General features: G+C 64.6%; 19 protein-coding genes and 1 pseudogene. 7 read left to right on the forward strand and 13 right to left on the reverse strand.

Annotation, left to right across the window (positions count from 1 at the left end; all coding sequences use genetic code 11):
- On the reverse strand, positions 1-1,287 hold the full coding sequence (locus C3F42_RS09455) for an MFS transporter (protein WP_104444352.1): 1,287 nt from the start codon (positions 1,285-1,287) through the stop codon (positions 1-3).
- Positions 1,288-1,416: 129 nt separating this feature from the next.
- Here C3F42_RS09455 and C3F42_RS09460 point away from each other — a divergent pair, with 129 nt between their 5' ends.
- Positions 1,417-2,328, forward strand: coding sequence for a LysR family transcriptional regulator (locus C3F42_RS09460; protein WP_038705610.1), 912 nt, complete (start codon positions 1,417-1,419; stop codon positions 2,326-2,328).
- 36 nt (positions 2,329-2,364) lie between these two features.
- On the opposite strand, the gene C3F42_RS09465 is transcribed toward C3F42_RS09460, so the two are convergent.
- Genes C3F42_RS09465 through C3F42_RS09475 form a run of 3 tightly spaced genes read right to left on the reverse strand, consistent with a single transcriptional unit; the run spans position 2,365 to position 4,195 of the window.
- Positions 2,365-2,886 carry a DUF2937 family protein gene (locus C3F42_RS09465; RefSeq protein ID WP_023632562.1) on the reverse strand — a complete coding sequence of 174 codons (522 nt, stop codon included), beginning with the start codon at positions 2,884-2,886 and terminating at the stop codon, positions 2,365-2,367.
- A gap of 9 nt (positions 2,887-2,895) precedes the next feature.
- Positions 2,896-3,669: a class II glutamine amidotransferase gene (locus tag C3F42_RS09470; RefSeq protein WP_038705609.1), complete on the reverse strand. Its 774-nt coding sequence runs from the start codon at positions 3,667-3,669 to the stop codon at positions 2,896-2,898.
- A 16-nt stretch (positions 3,670-3,685) separates the two neighbouring features.
- The gene (locus tag C3F42_RS09475; RefSeq protein WP_094010046.1) at positions 3,686-4,195 is read right to left on the reverse strand and encodes an MFS transporter; all 510 of its coding nucleotides are present in this window, start codon (positions 4,193-4,195) and stop codon (positions 3,686-3,688) included.
- Positions 4,196-4,320: 125 nt separating this feature from the next.
- On the opposite strand from C3F42_RS09475, the gene C3F42_RS09480 reads away from it, so the two are divergent.
- Both C3F42_RS09480 and C3F42_RS09485 read left to right on the forward strand, forming a co-directional pair.
- Positions 4,321-6,363 carry a S9 family peptidase gene (locus tag C3F42_RS09480; protein ID WP_104444353.1) on the forward strand — a complete coding sequence of 681 codons (2,043 nt, stop codon included), beginning with the start codon at positions 4,321-4,323 and terminating at the stop codon, positions 6,361-6,363.
- Between the two features lie 85 nt (positions 6,364-6,448).
- Positions 6,449-6,922, forward strand: a complete 474-nt coding sequence (locus tag C3F42_RS09485; protein ID WP_038705606.1) for a cyclic nucleotide-binding domain-containing protein — start codon at positions 6,449-6,451, stop codon at positions 6,920-6,922.
- Positions 6,923-7,060: 138 nt separating this feature from the next.
- On the opposite strand, the gene C3F42_RS09490 is transcribed toward C3F42_RS09485, so the two are convergent.
- Entirely contained in the window at positions 7,061-7,336 is a 276-nt protein-coding gene (locus C3F42_RS09490; protein ID WP_038705605.1) for a hypothetical protein, read from the reverse strand.
- Between the two features lie 132 nt (positions 7,337-7,468).
- Between C3F42_RS09490 and C3F42_RS09495 the strand changes: the two genes are divergently transcribed.
- Both C3F42_RS09495 and C3F42_RS09500 read left to right on the forward strand, forming a co-directional pair.
- Positions 7,469-7,834 (forward strand): YajD family HNH nuclease, encoded by a 366-nt coding sequence (locus C3F42_RS09495; protein ID WP_023632486.1) that lies wholly within the window; start codon positions 7,469-7,471, stop codon positions 7,832-7,834.
- Positions 7,835-7,907: 73 nt separating this feature from the next.
- Positions 7,908-8,378 carry an RNA methyltransferase gene (locus tag C3F42_RS09500; protein ID WP_023632487.1) on the forward strand — a complete coding sequence of 157 codons (471 nt, stop codon included), beginning with the start codon at positions 7,908-7,910 and terminating at the stop codon, positions 8,376-8,378.
- A gap of 82 nt (positions 8,379-8,460) precedes the next feature.
- Here C3F42_RS09500 and C3F42_RS09505 read toward each other — a convergent pair.
- Positions 8,461-8,664 (reverse strand): annotated as a pseudogene (locus tag C3F42_RS09505) (aldehyde dehydrogenase family protein); the annotation flags it as partial.
- Positions 8,665-8,841: 177 nt separating this feature from the next.
- The gene (locus tag C3F42_RS29855; RefSeq protein WP_256586285.1) at positions 8,842-8,976 is read right to left on the reverse strand and encodes a hypothetical protein; all 135 of its coding nucleotides are present in this window, start codon (positions 8,974-8,976) and stop codon (positions 8,842-8,844) included.
- 199 nt (positions 8,977-9,175) lie between these two features.
- On the opposite strand from C3F42_RS29855, the gene C3F42_RS09515 reads away from it, so the two are divergent.
- Positions 9,176-9,499: a YgaP-like transmembrane domain gene (locus C3F42_RS09515; protein WP_023632489.1), complete on the forward strand. Its 324-nt coding sequence runs from the start codon at positions 9,176-9,178 to the stop codon at positions 9,497-9,499.
- Between the two features lie 95 nt (positions 9,500-9,594).
- On the opposite strand, the gene C3F42_RS09520 is transcribed toward C3F42_RS09515, so the two are convergent.
- Positions 9,595-10,803 carry a hypothetical protein gene (locus C3F42_RS09520; protein ID WP_094010049.1) on the reverse strand — a complete coding sequence of 403 codons (1,209 nt, stop codon included), beginning with the start codon at positions 10,801-10,803 and terminating at the stop codon, positions 9,595-9,597.
- 26 nt (positions 10,804-10,829) lie between these two features.
- Entirely contained in the window at positions 10,830-11,279 is a 450-nt protein-coding gene (locus C3F42_RS09525; RefSeq protein WP_023631623.1) for a YcgN family cysteine cluster protein, read from the reverse strand.
- 145 nt (positions 11,280-11,424) lie between these two features.
- Here C3F42_RS09525 and C3F42_RS09530 point away from each other — a divergent pair, with 145 nt between their 5' ends.
- Positions 11,425-12,018: a nitroreductase family protein gene (locus tag C3F42_RS09530; RefSeq protein WP_023631624.1), complete on the forward strand. Its 594-nt coding sequence runs from the start codon at positions 11,425-11,427 to the stop codon at positions 12,016-12,018.
- 85 nt (positions 12,019-12,103) lie between these two features.
- Here the strand turns inward: C3F42_RS09530 and C3F42_RS09535 are convergent, their stop codons facing one another.
- The 4 genes from C3F42_RS09535 to C3F42_RS09550 all read right to left on the reverse strand — a co-directional run bounded on the left by C3F42_RS09535 (position 12,104) and on the right by C3F42_RS09550 (position 16,198).
- Complete coding sequence (locus tag C3F42_RS09535) at positions 12,104-12,961, reverse strand: D-2-hydroxyacid dehydrogenase (RefSeq protein WP_104444355.1); 858 nt, start codon at positions 12,959-12,961, stop codon at positions 12,104-12,106.
- 75 nt (positions 12,962-13,036) lie between these two features.
- Positions 13,037-13,330 carry a YcgL domain-containing protein gene (locus C3F42_RS09540; RefSeq protein WP_023630461.1) on the reverse strand — a complete coding sequence of 98 codons (294 nt, stop codon included), beginning with the start codon at positions 13,328-13,330 and terminating at the stop codon, positions 13,037-13,039.
- Positions 13,327-14,460, reverse strand: a complete 1,134-nt coding sequence (gene rnd, locus C3F42_RS09545; protein ID WP_094010051.1) for a ribonuclease D — start codon at positions 14,458-14,460, stop codon at positions 13,327-13,329. The genes C3F42_RS09540 and rnd overlap by 4 nt, the downstream gene beginning before the upstream one ends.
- A 100-nt stretch (positions 14,461-14,560) precedes the next feature.
- On the reverse strand, positions 14,561-16,198 hold the full coding sequence (locus C3F42_RS09550; protein ID WP_038705602.1) for a phosphoethanolamine transferase: 1,638 nt from the start codon (positions 16,196-16,198) through the stop codon (positions 14,561-14,563).
- Positions 16,199-16,347: the final 149 nt, after the last annotated feature.

A 16,347-nucleotide genomic window follows, 5' to 3' on the forward strand; every position in this document is an offset into this window, starting at 1 on the left:
TTAGCGCGCCTGGAGCGCTTTGCCGCGGGTTTCCGGCAGGCTCAGCGCAGCCAGGATCACCACACCGTAGGACACCGCGGCGAAGGCGCCAATCCCCAGGCCCAACGGCACTTTCTCGCCGAGCAGGCCGATCAGCAGCGGGAACATGGCGGCGATGACCTTGCCGATGTTGTAGCAGAAGCCCTGTCCCGAGCCACGGATACGGGTGGGGAACAGCTCGGTGAGGAACGAACCCATGCCGCTGAAGATACCCGAGGCGAAGAAGCCCAGCGGGAAGCCCAACCACAGCATCACGTTGTCGCTGACTGGCAGCTGTGTGTAGAGCAGGACGATGACGAACGAGCCCACGGCGAACAGGATGAAGTTCTTCCGGCGCCCCAGCAGGTCGCAGAGGTAGGCACTGACCACATAGCCGATATAGGAGCCGACGATGACCATCGCCAGGTAACCGCCGGTACCGAGCACGCTCAGGCCGCGCTCGTTCTTGAGGAAGGTCGGCAGCCACGAGGTGATGGCGTAGTAGCCGCCCAGGGCACCAGTGGTGAGCAGCGAGGCGCGCATCGTGGTCCACAACATGCCGGGGGCGAAGATCTCGTAGAAATGCGAAGGCGCCGCGACCGTCTCGGCGGCCTTGGCCTCGCGGTAGACCTCCGGGTCCTTGACCAGGCGCCGTACGAAGATCACGAAGATCGCCGGCAGCAACCCGAGCAAGAACAGCGCGCGCCAGGCCTGCTCGGCCGGCAGCCAGGAGAACAGCAGCGCGTAGAGGATGGCGGTCAGGCCCCAGCCGATGGCCCAGCCCGACTGCACCATGCCCACCGCCTTGCCGCGGTCCTGGGCACGGATCACCTCGCCGATCAGCACCGCGCCGGCGGTCCATTCGCCACCGAATCCGAAGCCCATCAGGGTACGGGCGATCAACAGCTGCTCATAGCTCTGGGCGAAACCGCAGAGGAAGGTGAAAAATGCGAACCACAGCACCGTCAGTTGCAGGGTGCGCACCCGCCCGATGCGATCAGAGAGGATGCCGGCGATCCAGCCGCCCAGGGCCGAGGCGATCAGCGTGCTGGTATGGATCAACCCGGCCTCGGCGGTGCTGATGCCCCACAGCATGATCAGCGTGGGGATGACGAAGCTCAGCATCTGGGTGTCCATGCCGTCCAGGCCGTAGCCGATCTTGCAGCTCCAGAAGGTGCGTCGTTGCTGGGAATCGATGTCGCGGTACCAGGCGAAAGGGCCGCTCGAGGTTCGGGCGGGGGCCTGCTGCTGCACGCCGGTCGGGTTCATGGTTGCCTCGGCTTGTTGGTATTGTTCTATGGGCGACGTCGGGCGTCGCGGCCTGGGCACCATGTTCAGAGGCCGCGCCCGGCACGTCCAACGAGAAAATCCGCCGGTCTGGAACAAGAAAAACTGATCATGAACCTTCGTTTCCTCGAAACCTTCGTCTGGGTCGCCCGGCTCAAGAGCTTCCGCCTCACCGCCGAGAAGCTGTTCACCACCCAGGCCTCGGTGTCCAGCCGCATCGCCGCGCTGGAGGCCGACCTGGGCGTGAAATTGCTGCTGCGCGATTCGCGCGGGGTCAGCCTGACACCCGAGGGCGCCAAAGTGCTGGAATATGCCGAACGCATGCTCGACACCGCCAAGGCCATGAAGCAGTCGCTGGACAGCGACCGGGCCAAGACCGGGCGCATTCGCCTGGGGGTCATGGACACGGTCATCCATACCTGGATGAGCGCGCTGGTGGCGGAGCTGGGCGAGCGCTACCCGCAGGTGGAGATCGAGCTGGTGGCCGATACCGCGCTGAACCTGCGCGAGCAGTTGCAGAAGGGTTTTCTCGACGTGATCCTGCAGACCGACCTGTTGCGTGAACAGTCGATCCGCAGCCAGGACCTGGCGCGCTACCCGATGGGCTGGATCGTCGCCGCCGGCTCCCCGCACCACCGCACCTACGCCTCGTTGGCGGAGCTGGCCCGCGAACGCATCGTCACCTTCTCGAAAAACTCACGACCGCACCAGGAAGTGCTCAGCCTGTTGCAGGCAGCCGGGGCCGAGGCGCCACGCCTGAACTGCGTGAACTCGGTGGCGGCAATCACCCGCCTGCTGCGCGACGGTTTCGGCATCGGCGCGCTGCCACCGGCACTGGTGGATGGCGAACTGAGCCGGGGCGAGCTGGTGTTGCTGGACGGATTGCAGCCACCACCAAGCCTGGAGCTGGTGGTGGCCTGGCAAACCGGCGTGGCGTTGGTGGACGAGATCGTCGACGTGTGCCGGCAAGTGCTGGGGCGCTATGCGCGGGATGTGGGCGGGCAGCGGATCGTGCTGGTCTGAAGGTCGCCTTTACCGACGATCAGGGCAGCAACAGCATCACCGCCAGCTTTCCTTCACCACCTTGCGCCGCCCACCGAGGATCACCCAGCCAATCACCAGCAACAGGCTCTCGACCACGAACGCCAGCACGAACCCGCTGCCGATCCCCCAGCCGATCGCCTCGGGCACCAGCAGGATCTGGTAGCTGTAGCCCTTGAGCGTCTCTTCGCGCAGCGTCGGCTCCGGCTGCACCAGCACATGCCAGGTGCGGCTCACCCACGAGCCTTGCAGGGCCTGCCACTCATGCTCCAGCGCCTGGTTGCGGATCAGCAGGCTTTCGATGCTGTTGGCATCGCTGTTGAACACCGGATCGTCGCTGCTGCGGTAATGCCGCACCAGCGCCTGCAGGTCGCCGTTGAAGAAGCGCTGCGCGGTCTGGCGGAAGCCGTCCAGGGCCTGGCGTGACTCGAGCAGGTGCGCCTCGACGCGCTGGCTGTAGTCCTTGACCAGCCCCGGCACCTGGAGACCGGCCAGCAGGCCGAAGGTGAACAACAGCAAACGCAGGTAACTTCTGAACATGCAGCTTCCTTAGCTCTGGCCGTGGGCGACGCACTCGCCGTGGCGCCACAGCCCCCACTGACCCGGCTCGTAGCGGTTCCAGGTCTCGTTCTCGGTCAAGGCCTCGGTGGCGATCACCGTAACCACGTCGTTGGGGGTGGTTTGCGTGTGGAAGTCGACGATCAGGTCGACATCCTTCAGCCGCGCCGCACCGAACGGTGCGCGGCGGGTGATGTGCACCAGTTTGGTCGAGCAGAAGCAGAACAGCCAGTCGCCGTCGCTGAGCAAGCAGTTAAATACGCCCTTGCCGCGGTACTCGGCGCAAGCCTCGACCAGCACCGGCAGCAACTGCTCGGCTTCCACCGGCTCGGGGAAGGCCTCGCGGATACGATTGAGCAGGTCGCAGAAGGCGGCCTCGCTGTCGGTATCGCCAATTGGTCGGTAGAACGTGCGCTGGCCGGCGAAGTCACCCAACTGGCCGTTGTGCGCGAAGCACCAGTTGCGGCCCCACAGCTCGCGCACGAACGGGTGGGTGTTGGACAGGCAGACCTTGCCGACGTTGGCCTGGCGGATATGGCCGATGACCACTTCGCTCTTGATCGGGTAGCGCTGCACCAGGTTGGCCACTTCCGACTCGCTGCTCGCCGCCGGGTCCTGGAACAGGCGCAGGCCGCGCCCCTCGTAGAAACCGATGCCCCAGCCATCGCGGTGCGGGCCGGTGCGCCCGCCGCGCTGCATCAGGCCGGTGAAGCTGAAGACGATATCGGTGGGGACGTTGGCGCTCATGCCCAGCAGTTCGCACATGTTCGCGGCTCCTGGCTTACAGACGGGGTTCGACGCGGCCCTGCCCGGGGCCGGAGCGGCGCACGGAGGCCGGTGGCGGATCGTCGCGGTAGCGGTCGTGACGATTGGCGGCCAGGGACGCATCGGCCACGACCTCCTCCTCTTCCTTGGCCTGGCGCTGGGCGGCGGCCTCGCGCTGGGCGCGGCGTTCGCGGGCACGCTTTTCCAGCGGCCAGCGGATCAGCACGAAGACAAAGTACAGGGCAAAGGCGATCATCCCGTACATGGCAAGGTCCGAAGCTGCGCGCCAGGCGTTGTTGCCGACCTTGAAGGCAAGGTCCAGCGCGGTGATGGCGATGGCCGGAGCGAAGCTTTCCTTGACCGGGTCGACGATGGTCGGGGCGAACAGCAGCACGGCGATGATCACCCGCAGCGGCTCGCGCAGCCAGCGCCACATCCAGCCGGTCAGCTTGAAACCCACCAGGAGGCAGCCCAGGGCGGCAACGGCGTACAGGCCCCAGGCCAGCGTATAGTCGTGTTCGGTCATGGTGTTGGTGCAAGCCAGGCAAAGAGACGCCTATGATAAACACTTTTACCGGCGCAGGCTGCCCCCGCACCGCATGCGACCCGCAGTGGCCCCTCGCGAGGGGCCCATCATCGATGAGATCACCCATGCCCCTGACCCTTCCCGCCCCTATCGCCCATCAAGCCGACGGCAACGACCCCTACGCCTGGCTGCAGGACCGCGACACGCCCGAGGTGCTGGCCTACCTGGCCGAGGAAAACGCCTACCAGGAAGCCTGCCTGGCCGGCCAGGCGCCGCTGCGTGAGCAACTGTTCGAAGAGATCAAGAGCCGCATCCTCGAGACCGACCTGTCGCTGCCATCGCCCTGGGGTCCGTACCTCTACTACACCCGCACCACCGCCGGCGACGAGTACCCGCGCCACTACCGCTGTCCGCGCCCGGCCGACGACAGCAATACGGTCGATGAAAGCCGCGAGGAACTGCTGCTCGACCCAAATGCGCTGGCGAACGGCGGTTTCCTCTCCCTCGGCGCCTTCAGCATCAGCCCCGACCATCGCCTGCTGGCCTACAGCCTGGATACCAGCGGCGACGAGGTCTACACCCTGTACGTCAAGGACCTGGCCAGCGGCGCGCTGAGCGCCCTGCCCTTCGACGACTGCGACGGCAGCATGACCTGGGCCAACGACAGCCAGACGCTGTTCTTCGCCGAGCTGGACGACACCCACCGCCCCTGGCGCCTGCGCCGCCACACCCTGGGCGAGGCCGCGGCCACCAGCGTATTCGAAGAACCCGACGGGCGTTTCTTCCTGCACTGCTACCGCGCCAGCTCCGAACGCCAACTGGTGCTGCTGCTCAACAGCAAGACCACCAGCGAAGCCTGGGTGCTCGATGCGGCCACGCCGCACGCCGACTTCACCTGCCTGGCGCCACGGGTCGAAGGCCATGAGTACTTCCCCGACCATGGCCAGCTCGACGGTCAATGGCGCTGGTTCATCCGCAGCAACCAGGACGGTATCAACTTCGCCCTGTTCCATGCGCCGGCAGACAGCGTGCCGGCCCGCGCGCAATGGCAGGTGCTGGTGCCGCACCGCGACGACATCATGCTAGAAGGCGTCAGCCTCAATGCCTCGGCGCTGTCCCTGAGCCTGCGCGAAGGCGGCCTGCCGATCATCGAAGTGCGCCCGCAAGGCCTGCCGGCCTACCGCGTCGAACTGCCGGACGCCGCCTACAGCCTCTACGTGCAGGACAGCCTGGAATTCGCCAGCTCGCGCATCCGCCTGCGCTACGAAGCCCTCAACCGCCCGGCCCAGGTGCGCCAGCTGGAGCTGGCCACAGGCGCCCAGCAGGTGCTCAAGCAGACCCCGGTGCTCGGCGCGTTCGACGCCGACGACTACATCAGCCAGCGCCTGTGGGCGGTGGCCAAGGACGGCACCCGGGTACCGATCAGCCTGGTGCGCCGTCGCGCCGACGAAGGCAAGACGGTGCCGCTCTACCTTTACGGCTATGGTGCCTACGGCGAGAGCCTCGACCCGTGGTTCTCCCATGCCCGCCTGAGCCTGCTGGAGCGTGGCGTGGCCTTCGCCATCGCCCATGTGCGCGGTGGCGGCGAGCTGGGTGAAGCCTGGTACCGGGCCGGCAAGCAGGAACACAAGCACAACAGCTTCGATGACTTCATCGCCTGCGCCGAACACCTGGTCGCCGAAGGCGTGACCAGCCGAGAACGCCTGGCGATCAGTGGCGGCAGTGCCGGCGGCCTGTTGATGGGCGCGGTACTCAATCTGCGCCCCGAGCTGTTCCGCTGCGCCATCGCCGAAGTGCCGTTTGTCGATGTGCTCAACACCATGCTCGACCCCGAGCTGCCGCTGACCGTTACCGAGTACGACGAATGGGGCAACCCGCAAGACCCCGAGGTGTATGCGCGGATCAAGGCCTACGCGCCGTACGAGAACGTCAGGGCCCAGGCCTACCCGGCCATGCTGGTGATCGCCGGCTACAACGACAGCCGAGTGCAGTACTGGGAGGCGGCCAAGTGGGTGGCGCGCCTGCGCACGCGCAAGACCGACGCCAACCTGCTGCTGCTCAAGACCGAGATGGGCGCCGGCCACGGCGGCATGAGCGGCCGCTACCAGGGGCTGCGCGACGTGGCGTTGGAGTATGCGTTCGTCTTCAATGAGCTGGGCGTGGCGTAAAACGCGAATTTCGTTGTCTCACAAGCGCCACGGCCACAGATTGTGCGCACGCGGCGCTTTCCAGACATGCGAAGAAGAACGACACATGCCCGACACCCAGCACCTGAACGCCGAAATCCGCGACATGCTCATGGACTGCGGTCTGTTCGACACCCTGCAGCCCAGCGATTTCGTCACCGCCGCCGGCTATTTCAGCCTCACCGCCGTGAACGAAGGCCAGATCCTGTTCAGCGAAGGCGACGCCGGTACCTTCATGTGCATCCTCCACCGTGGCGTGGTCTCGGTGCGCAAGACCGACGGCAACGGCACCGAGGTAGAAATCGCCACCCTGCGCAAGGGCCGAGCCTTCGGCGAGATGGCCGTGCTCGACGGCGAGCGCCGCTCGGCCACCTGTGTGGCCGCCAGCGACTGCCAGTTGCTGACCCTGGGCAAGGATTCGCTGGAGAAGATGCTCGCCGACGCGCCGCGCATTGCCGCCCGCATCATTCGCGCCCTGGCCGTGGCGCTTTCACGGCGCCTGCGGATGCAGGATGGCCAGCGCCTGGCACAGCAGATCTAGGCTCTGTACGAAAAGTCTTGAGACGCAGGTCAGGCAAGGCGAAAACAGCCGAGCAAGCGCAGTGTACTGGAGTACATGAGCATTCCGAGGCTGTTTTCAACGCAGCATGAACAAGTATCAAGGCTTTTCGTACAGAGCCTAATCGCGCTTGGGCGGCGGTTTTGGCGAATCCTGGTTCAAACCCGGCAACGGTTGGTCCTTCGGCGGCCCCGGCACCGGCATGGGCGGCAGCAGCGGCGCGCCGGGCCGGTTGGCTCCGGCCTTGGGCGGCGTGCTCGGGGTGATCTGCGGGTAGGGTGTCGGCGTCGGCGTCCCCGGGGCCCCCGGGACGGTCGTGAGCGGCCGCTGCTGACCTGCAGCGTCGGCCAACGGCACTGCGCCAAGCAACAATGCAGCGAGGATCGCATGCAACATCTGCAGCCTCCTGTCAGAAACCTTCCTACAGGCTATGCCCAATGGCGCATTTTTGCCTGTCCGCCCGCCCGACTGGCGCGCTAGACTCAAGGACATAACCGTCATTGCCCTGATTAGAAAAAAGGTAACACCATGAGTTCCACCTCCGACGCCACCGCCCGCCTCGACCGTATCCTCGCCGACGCCAAGCGCGACAAGGAAATGGGCTATCGCGACAAGGCGCTGAAAATGTACCCCCACGTCTGCGGCCGCTGCACCCGCGAGTTCTCCGGCAAACGCCTGTCGGAACTGACCGTGCATCACCGCGACCACAACCACGACAACAACCCCCAGGACGGCTCCAACTGGGAACTGCTGTGCCTGTACTGCCACGACAACGAGCACGCCCGCTACACCGACCAGCAGTATTTCAGCGAAGGTTCGCTGAGCACACCGAAAGTCGCCGTGGCCACCCACAACCCGTTCGCCGGCCTTGCCGCGCTGATGAAGAAGGACTGACCGTCGATTCCCGCCCCCGCCGTGTCGGCAAGCCCGTATAATCGCGCTCTTTTTTTGCGAAGGGCCCCGACACGTGGCGAACAAACGGTACAGCTGCATCGGCCTGTTCAACCCCAAATCTGCCGAGAACGTCGGTTCGGTGATGCGCGCGGCAGGCTGCTATGGGGTCAATTCGGTGTTCTACACCGGCAAGCGCTATGAGCGCGCCCGCGATTTCGTCACCGATACCAAGCGGGTGCACTACGACATCCCGCTGATCGGCATCGACGACCTGCAACGCATCATTCCGTTGGGCTGCACGCCGGTGGCGGTGGAGCTGGTGGACGGTGCGCGCGCCCTGCCCGAATACACCCACCCGGACCGGGCGATCTATATCTTCGGGCCTGAGGATGGCTCGTTGAGCGAGGACGTACGTGGTTGGTGCGAAGAGACTATCTATATCCCGACCCAGGGTTGCATGAACCTCGCGGCAACGGTGAACGTGGTGCTGTATGACCGCATGGCCAAGGGGTTGAATACGCGGTCGGGGCCCAAGTTCAAGTAGGCAGGTCTGGCCTCTCGCAGGGCAAGCCCGCTCTTCCAGGATTGCGTGGTCCCTGGAGGAGCGGGCTTGATCATGCTAACGCTTACGTAGCGTTGATCCAGATGGTCTTCAGCTCCGTGTACTGGCCATGCGCCCATTGCGATTTGTCGCGTCCGCCGAATCCGGACTCCTTGTAACCGCCGAATGGCGTCGAGGCATCGCCCTCGCCGAAGCAGTTCACCGTCACCCCCCCGGCGCGGATCTCACGCGACAGGCGCAAGGCATTGCGCAGGCCGCCGGTGTAAGCCAGGCGTTTACGCGGCGAATTACATGCCACCGTGGGCCGTTGCCGTTGCCGTTGCCGTTGCCGTTGCCGTTGCCGTTGCCGATCAGAAGTCTACCCTCGAAGCCCGCGAGCGACAGCTGCGCCAGCCCAGGCGCCGCCCGTAACTTCGCGACTTCAGGAGGCCGAACTATCGCGCACTTAGAGGCAAAAGCAAAAAATAACAGCAACAGCAACAGCAACAGCAACAGCAACAGCAACAGCAACAGCAACAGCAACAGCAACAGCGTGACTTAGAGATTCTCCATAGTCTTTCAGCCACGGCGGCGCTTTCATGTCACGGCTGATTAAATACGCTGAGCAAAAGTTTCAGTAAAACCAACACACTCGCCAATGACACCTGCAACCAATCGCTATACCCCCCCTGCTCAGGACAGTCTCGAAGTTTTCCGGGGCAGCCACGCGGCAAATTACACTGAACGCTTGCACGCTGAGCAAAGTCTGCTGGATATCACCAACCTGAGGAGACCCGGCAATGCACGATATCCATTGGACAACGGACACACCGGAACACAATGTCCACGGCCTGGAGCGCGTCAGCTCCCTGGCTGGGGGCGCGTTGATGATCAGCAAGGGGCTACGCCACGGTGGCCTACTGGGGATGTTGCAGGTTGCCGTCGGCGGCCTGGCGCTAGCCCGTGGTGTGAGCGGGCATTGCTCGACCAAGGCGTGGTGGCTGCGGCATCGCGCCGAATACCTGCGCCTGCATCGCGACATAGAACGAGGGGCTGCCGAGCTCAAGGCGCTGAAGGCCAGCGCCGAGGCAGCAACCCGTACCGCAACGGTGACCGGCGGTTGAAAGCTTCGCGGGGCAAGCCCGCTCCCACGAGCCCGCGTTCAAAATGATTGTCCGGGGTCGTGGGAACGGGCTTGCCCCCGCGATAGATCTTGGGTCTAGCGCAATACCTTGCTTTGCAATACTTCGGACTGCCGCCCCAGGACGTTCTCGCTGATCTGCACGAACTCCTCGGTGCTGACGCTCGACAGGCGCATCAGAGCCCGGGCGACATCGTCCAGCGAGCGCTTGTCGTGGTTGTGCAGGCGGATCTCGCGATCCAGCGCCTGCAACAGCAGCACGCCGCGAGCCACCTGCGCCGAGCTGGCCTTGGCACCCTTGAGGTGATTCACTCTGTCGCCAAGTTTATGCAAGCGCGCCTGCAACGCCTCGTAACGGTCGTCGCTCATGCCTCCAGCACGCCGCAGCAGCTCGCTGGCGTAATAGTCGGCCAGGCTCTCGCCGAGCCAGTCGCTGCCATCGCGGTCGTTGATCTGGGCGAACAATTGCACCAGCTCGCGCAACAGCGGGCTATTGCCGTTCTCGCTGATCAGCGGCCGGCCACTGTGCAAGTACAGGGAATTGTTGCCTGGCAGCACGCCACGCCACATCTCGTCGCGGGCACCGACCAGCAGCAACTTGGGCGGGTTGCGTGGAAACACCGACTGCAACTGCGGCCAGACGAAGGTCAACAGGGTCAAGGTGTCCATGCGGCGCATGCCCTGCCCCTGCGGCGCGGCGACGGTCACCTCGGTGTCGCCAAGGCGCGCACGGCGGCTGCCCAGGTTGCCGGCGAGCATCCAGCCAGTGGGGCGATCGAACAGGCGCGATACGTCATCGATGCGGAATTTCTGCCGGCCGATGCGCGGCCAGGCGGTTTCGACACTCTTCCAGCCGGCCGGCAGGTCGAAGGCCAGGCGCGACACCAGCTCGGTGCCGTCCTGCTGGTCGAGGCGCGCCGGCGGCACCAGCTGATCGCCACGGAACAGCGCCCAATGCGCGGTCATGCGGGTTTCATGGACACCGCCCTTCGGTTGCTGGTCGAGCAGCACGCGGTAGCTGAGGCTGGTCTTGCCTGACGCCGGGTGCCAGACGCCGCGCCCGTTCTGCACCTGCCACTGGCCATCAGCAAGGAAGTCGCTGTAGACGCCGGCTTTGCCCAGGTCGAAGTCGAGGCTGCGCACCACGCTGCCGTCGGCCAGGGTCAGGCGCACTTCGGCCTGGCCGCTTTGCGGCAAAAGGCGAACCTGATAGTCCAGATCGACTTTCCTGGCCAGCGCCTGAGTGCTGAGCAGCAGGCCAAGCACCATAAACAGCGGGCGACGCATAGCGAAACTCCTTGTAGCCGCGCGGCTCAACCCGCGCGAAAAATCAGGTGGTCTTCCCAGTCGTCTTCATCCACATCGTTCTCGCTGAGCATCCGCCCGGACCGGGAAATGCGTTGCTCATGCACTTGCCCGCGATCGCCGCAGACCAGGTGGTGCCACGACGGCAAGTCCTGGCCTTCGCTGACCAGCCGATAAGCGCAGGTGGGCGGCAGCCACTTGAACTGGTCGGCCTTGCCTGGGGTCAGCTGGATGCAATCTGGCACGAAGCGGAAGCGATTGGGATAGTCGCTGCACTGGCAGGTCTGCAGGTCAAGCAGCTTGCAGGCGATGCTCGTGTAGTAGACGCTGTTGTCCTCTTCGTCCTCGAGTTTCTGCAGGCAGCACAGGCCGCAGCCGTCGCACAGCGACTCCCACTCTTGCGCATCGAGCTGGTCGAGGGTCTTGCGCCGCCAGAAGGGCGCGGTATCGGCGATCATCACACGTGTTCCTGCAGTCAACATCAATCCGCGGCGCGCGGCGGCGCCAGTCTAGAGGCAGTCCGGCGGCAACGCCAGACCGCTTGTCAGTGCTCGCCGGACGCAGTAGCGTGCGGTCTTTGTCCCAGTCCTTGCAGGAGCAACCATGAGCGCCACCCCACGCATCGCCGACTATGCCATCAACGAGCAGTTCATCAATCGCTGGTCGCCCCGCGCCTTCACCAACGAGCCGATCAGCCAGGAAACCTTGCTGAGCTTCCTCGAAGCCGCGCGCTGGGCGCCGTCGGCCTACAACTCGCAGCCGTGGCGTTTCCTCTATGCCCGCCGCGACACACCCAGCTGGGCGCGCTACCTGGACATCCTCAACGAGTTCAACCGCAGCTGGGCGCAGCATGCCTCGGCGCTGGTGCTGATCATCTCCAAGACCACCTTCGCCGCACCCGGCTCCGATGAAGAGAAGCCGGCCCTGTGGCACACCTTCGACACCGGCTCGGCCTGGGGCCATCTGGCGTTGCAGGCCAGCATCAGCGGCTGGCACACCCACGGCATGGCCGGCTTCGATCAGGACCTGGCCCGGCGCGAGCTGAAGATCCCCGAGGGCTACGCACTGCACGCAATGGTGGCAATCGGCAAGCTGGGCGACAAGGCGACCCTGGCCGAAGGTTTGCAGGCCCGTGAAATGCCGAGCCCGCGCCGACCGTTGAGCGAGCTGGCGGCCGAAGGCGATTTCAGCTTGTAAGGTTGCATCTGATTCATCGCGGGACAAGCCCGCTCCCACGGGTCACGGTACACCCCGTGAGAGCGGGCCGTAGAGCAAACGTCTGTCAGTAGCCCCGCGCGAAATCCACTTCCCCACGTAACCCCTGCCCCGCCGCATACGCCCGCGCATTCCCGACGAACAACCGCACCATCGCCGTCGGCGAAGTCGGCGCTGAGCTGTGCCCGGTCAGCAGCAGCCCCCAGGCAGTCCAGAACGGGTGGCGCTGGGGCAACGGCTCCTGGCGGCAGACATCGATCACCGCGCCGGCCAGGTGCCCTTGCTTGAGCGCCTCGACCAGGTCGGCATCGACTACCGCCACGCCGCGCCCGGCATTGATGAACAAGGCACTGGAGCGGAAGCACTTGAACAGTGCCGCATCGTACAGGTCATGGGTGGCCGGCGTGTCGGGCAACAGGTTGAGCACGTAGTCGGCCTCGCCGACCAGGCGGGGCAACTGGTCGAGCCCGGCAACCTCGACGAACGGCGCCTGCTCACGGGCACTGCTGGCTACCCCGGACAAGGTGACGCCAAAGGGCACGAGGAACTCGGCGACTTGCTGGCCGATATCGCCGGTGCCGACGATCAGCACCCGCCGTCCTTCCAGGGTCCGCCCGGGCCGATCATCCCAACGCCGCTCGACCTGGCTGACCAGGCGCGACAGCACATCGCGCTCATGGCCAAGCATGTAGGTGAGCATGTACTCGGCCATCACCTGACCAAAGATCCCCACCGCCCGGGTCAGGCGGTAGTCGCGCGGCAGGCTGGCCAGCAGGTCGGGCTGGCCCAGCCACACCGGGCAGTCGGGGGCCAGGCGGGCCAGTTCGGCGGAATCGCCACTGGTCAGGACCTCCAGGTCCGGCGCCGCCTCGCCCAGCAGGCGGGCATAGTTGGCATGATCCTGTTCAGCGATCAGAACGCGCATGTGACACACAACCTTGGCAAACAACGGAAGCGGCCCGCCAGGCGGGCCGCAGACAGAGAAGAGACCGCGCCCGGATCAGGCCGGGTCGTTGCGGCGCAGCAGTTCTTCGGGCAGGTGCTCGATGTAGTCGTCGTCCGGAGGCGGCATCTGCAGGTGGTAGCCCTGGTTGTCGAGGTTTTCCAGCACCTTGGCGATGTCCTCGCGGGCCAGCTTGCGCTCGGGGCTGAGCACCAGGTCGAAGGCGTGCACGGGCGTGCCGAAGAAAGGCAGCAGCCCCTCGGGCACACGCTCCAGGCCATCGGCCTTGAGCACATACAGGTACATTTCGTTCTTGCGGGGGCTCTTGTAGATCGAGCAGATACGTTTCATCGTGAATCTCCGGCACCGGCCAGATCGTCCAGCAGGGCCTGGCCCATGCGCTCGCGACGCCAGCCGCGCAGTGCATCGGGCAGTTGATAGGGACCGTCGGGGTAGCCGCTCTTGAGCAGCGCTTCGAGGGCTTTCTTGCGCAGCATCAGTTCCGGGGCGATGCCCAGGCGCTCACCTTCAGCCTGTCCGATGGCGCGCAGGCGCTTGAGAATGCCGGCGGCTTCGATCGGCAGCGGCTCGGGCAGTGGCGCGGGCCATTGCTCCTGCGGCAGGCTGGCGGCGCGCTTGATCAGCTGGATCAACGCCTCGCCGTCCTGGCGGATGGTACGCGGGTGCATTTCGTCGATTTTCGCCAGCGCCGACGGGCTGTCCGGCTGGCTCTTGGCCATGGGCCACAACGAATGTTCCTTGAGGATGCGATTGCGTGGCACATCGCGGCTGCGGGCCTCACGCTCGCGCCAGGCGCACAGCTCGCGCAGCACGGCCAGTTGCTGGCGGCCGAGCTTCCAAGCCAGCTTGACGTCGCGGTAGAGGGTCTCGGGCTCGACTTCACGGCGCAGCGCGGCAACCAGCTCGGCACCGTCCTCGAGCACCCAGGCGTACTTGTCATCCGACAGCTGCGGGCGCAGGGCGGTGAACAGCTCGGCCAGGTGAACGGCGTCTTCGGCAGCGTAGCTCACCTGGGTGTCCGACAGCGGGCGCTGCAGCCAGTCGGAGCGAGTCTCGCCCTTGGGCAGCTCGAGCCCCAGCACGTCCTGCACCAGACGCGAATAGCCCATGGAGAAACCGATGTTTAGGTAGCCGGCGGCCAGTTGGGTGTCGAACAAGGGTTGTGGCAGCTTGCCGGTCAGGCGCAGCAAGACCTCCAGGTCTTCGCTGCAGGCGTGCAGCACCTTGACCACGCTATTGTCTTCGAGCAGCTCGGCCAGCGGCTGCCAGTCGCGAATCAGCAAAGGGTCGATGAGGAAGGCACGTTTGCCGTCACCGATCTGGATCAACCCGGCTTTCGGGTAGAAGGTGTCGACCCGCATGAATTCGGTGTCGAGGGCCACAAAGGGCAGCTCACGCCAGCTTCGGCAGTGCTGGGCCAGGGTCTGGTCGTCACGGATCCAGTGAATTTCGATGGCCACGAGGCTCTCCCACTAACATTGGCGCGCAGTATATACGGCGCGGGCGCAATGGGTGAAACCTCGCAAGCCACGCCATCCTTGGTGCTGATCGTCGGTACGCTCAGCGATCGGCCGCCAGCCAGGGGCGGCAGCCGGCAAACAGGTCCAGCGAGCGCTGGTAGACCTCGGTGCGCACCTGCAACAGGCCGAGCATCGAGTGGAACAGGTTGTCCTGCGACAACGGCGCATCACGCAGCTTGCCCAGGCATTCGGTGTCCACGCCGAAGTCCTCGCGGTAGCTGTCGGAGAACCAGGCCAGCAGCGGCACATGCTTCTGCTGCTCTGGTGCGATCATGTAGGGCGTGCCGTGCAGGAACAGGTTGTACTCCCCCAGCGACTCGCCATGATCTGAAAGATAGATCATCGCGGTGTCGACCTTGTCCTGCTTGCTGCGCAAGGTATCGATCAAGGTCGCCAGCACCTTGTCGGTGTAGGCCAGGGTGTTGTCATAGCCGTTGACGATCTCCTGCTGGCTGCACTGGTTCAGAGCGTTGCTGCGGCACACCGGGGTGAAGGGTTCGCTGCCAGCCGGGTAGCGCTTGAAGTATTCCGGGCCATGGCTGCCCATCTGGTGCAGCACCAGCACGGTGTCCTGATCGAGGTTGTCGAGCAGCTCCGCTAGCCCCTGCAACAGGATGGCGTCGTGGCATTCGCCACCGCCGCACAAGCTCGGATCCTTGAGGTTGCTCACATCGATGAACTGCACCCGGTCACAGGTGCCCTTGCAACCGGACTGGTTGTCACGCCACTGTACCGCCAACCCCGCGCGCTGGAGGATGTCGAGCAGACCTTCGCGGTTCTTCGCCACGCGGGCGTCGTAGTCTTTGCGCGGCATGCCGGAGAACATGCAGGGCACCGAAACAGCGGTCTCGGTCCCGCAGGAGTGGACGTCGGTAAAGCTCAACAGGCCCTGCTCCTTGCTCAATTGTGGGGTAGTGTCGCGGGCATAGCCGAGCAGGCCGAAGTTTTCCGCCCGGGCACTCTCACCGACCACCAGCACTGTCAACGACTTGCGCTGGTGCCGCTGCCAGGCCGCATCACGGCGGGCGTCCTCGCCATAGCGCTGGAAAGGTCGGGTAGCCGTGCCCACTTGCTCGCTGGCATAGCCGATGGAAGCCCCAACGATGTTGCTCGGTGTAAGCATCAAGCGCAGTTCATGGTGATTACGAAACAACGAGGCCAGGCCCTGGTAATTGACCAGCGCCACTGAGCCCAAGGCCGCGACACAGGCACCACTGACCACCAGCTTGCCCAACAGCTCGCGGTGCCAGGGGCGATAGGCGATCCTGGCTTTCCACACCAACAGCGATGGCAGCACCCCCAGCAAAAATAAATAAACGGCAAACTTCAGTGAAAGCAGGTCGCGCACTTCCGCGACATTGGTTTCGGCCACGTTGCGAAACATGCCGGCATCAATAAGCACACCGTATTGATTCATAAAGTAAGCGACACTTGCGCCACTGATGAACAACACAATCAATACCGGTTTCAATACATAACGAAACGCGAGCAATGTGAGTATGAGATTGAAGGCGAACAGCATCAGCACGGCAAACGCCAGGCTCAACCAGAGCCCCACCATACCCGGCGGCACGATGGACTCAAGGTGTTCCCACAGCATGGTATTGAAGCCGATCAACAGGTACAGGCTGGCCAGCAACGTGACCCATTCGGTGCGCAGGGATCTGAGTTTGAGCATGAGCGTTCGCAACAAGAGTTGATCAGCGGCCAACCCGCCCGGACGGGCAGGTTGGAAAGTTGGCCGAACTCTAGAAAGCCTAGCATCAATTTTTTGTGAAAAAGACGCCAACAATTGGTGGGCCAGCGTCTTTCATTAATTAAATGAAT

This window comes from Pseudomonas sp. PONIH3, assembly GCF_002934345.1.
GTDB lineage: Bacteria > Pseudomonadota > Gammaproteobacteria > Pseudomonadales > Pseudomonadaceae > Aquipseudomonas > Aquipseudomonas soli.

What these genes read in the sequence shown, in the direction of transcription:
- C3F42_RS09455 (WP_104444352.1), bottom strand. Translation starts at nt 1,287, where the DNA reads ATGAACCCGACCGGCGTGCAGCAGCAGGCCCCCGCCCGAACCTCGAGC.
- C3F42_RS09460 (WP_038705610.1), top strand. Translation starts at nt 1,417, where the DNA reads ATGAACCTTCGTTTCCTCGAAACCTTCGTCTGGGTCGCCCGGCTCAAG.
- C3F42_RS09465 (WP_023632562.1), bottom strand. Translation starts at nt 2,886, where the DNA reads ATGTTCAGAAGTTACCTGCGTTTGCTGTTGTTCACCTTCGGCCTGCTG.
- C3F42_RS09470 (WP_038705609.1), bottom strand. Translation starts at nt 3,669, where the DNA reads ATGTGCGAACTGCTGGGCATGAGCGCCAACGTCCCCACCGATATCGTC.
- C3F42_RS09475 (WP_094010046.1), bottom strand. Translation starts at nt 4,195, where the DNA reads ATGACCGAACACGACTATACGCTGGCCTGGGGCCTGTACGCCGTTGCC.
- C3F42_RS09480 (WP_104444353.1), top strand. Translation starts at nt 4,321, where the DNA reads ATGCCCCTGACCCTTCCCGCCCCTATCGCCCATCAAGCCGACGGCAAC.
- C3F42_RS09485 (WP_038705606.1), top strand. Translation starts at nt 6,449, where the DNA reads ATGCCCGACACCCAGCACCTGAACGCCGAAATCCGCGACATGCTCATG.
- C3F42_RS09490 (WP_038705605.1), bottom strand. Translation starts at nt 7,336, where the DNA reads ATGTTGCATGCGATCCTCGCTGCATTGTTGCTTGGCGCAGTGCCGTTG.
- C3F42_RS09495 (WP_023632486.1), top strand. Translation starts at nt 7,469, where the DNA reads ATGAGTTCCACCTCCGACGCCACCGCCCGCCTCGACCGTATCCTCGCC.
- C3F42_RS29855 (WP_256586285.1), bottom strand. Translation starts at nt 8,976, where the DNA reads ATGAAAGCGCCGCCGTGGCTGAAAGACTATGGAGAATCTCTAAGTCAC.
- C3F42_RS09515 (WP_023632489.1), top strand. Translation starts at nt 9,176, where the DNA reads ATGCACGATATCCATTGGACAACGGACACACCGGAACACAATGTCCAC.
- C3F42_RS09520 (WP_094010049.1), bottom strand. Translation starts at nt 10,803, where the DNA reads ATGCGTCGCCCGCTGTTTATGGTGCTTGGCCTGCTGCTCAGCACTCAG.
- C3F42_RS09525 (WP_023631623.1), bottom strand. Translation starts at nt 11,279, where the DNA reads ATGATCGCCGATACCGCGCCCTTCTGGCGGCGCAAGACCCTCGACCAG.
- C3F42_RS09530 (WP_023631624.1), top strand. Translation starts at nt 11,425, where the DNA reads ATGAGCGCCACCCCACGCATCGCCGACTATGCCATCAACGAGCAGTTC.
- C3F42_RS09535 (WP_104444355.1), bottom strand. Translation starts at nt 12,961, where the DNA reads ATGCGCGTTCTGATCGCTGAACAGGATCATGCCAACTATGCCCGCCTG.
- C3F42_RS09540 (WP_023630461.1), bottom strand. Translation starts at nt 13,330, where the DNA reads ATGAAACGTATCTGCTCGATCTACAAGAGCCCCCGCAAGAACGAAATG.
- C3F42_RS09550 (WP_038705602.1), bottom strand. Translation starts at nt 16,198, where the DNA reads ATGCTCAAACTCAGATCCCTGCGCACCGAATGGGTCACGTTGCTGGCC.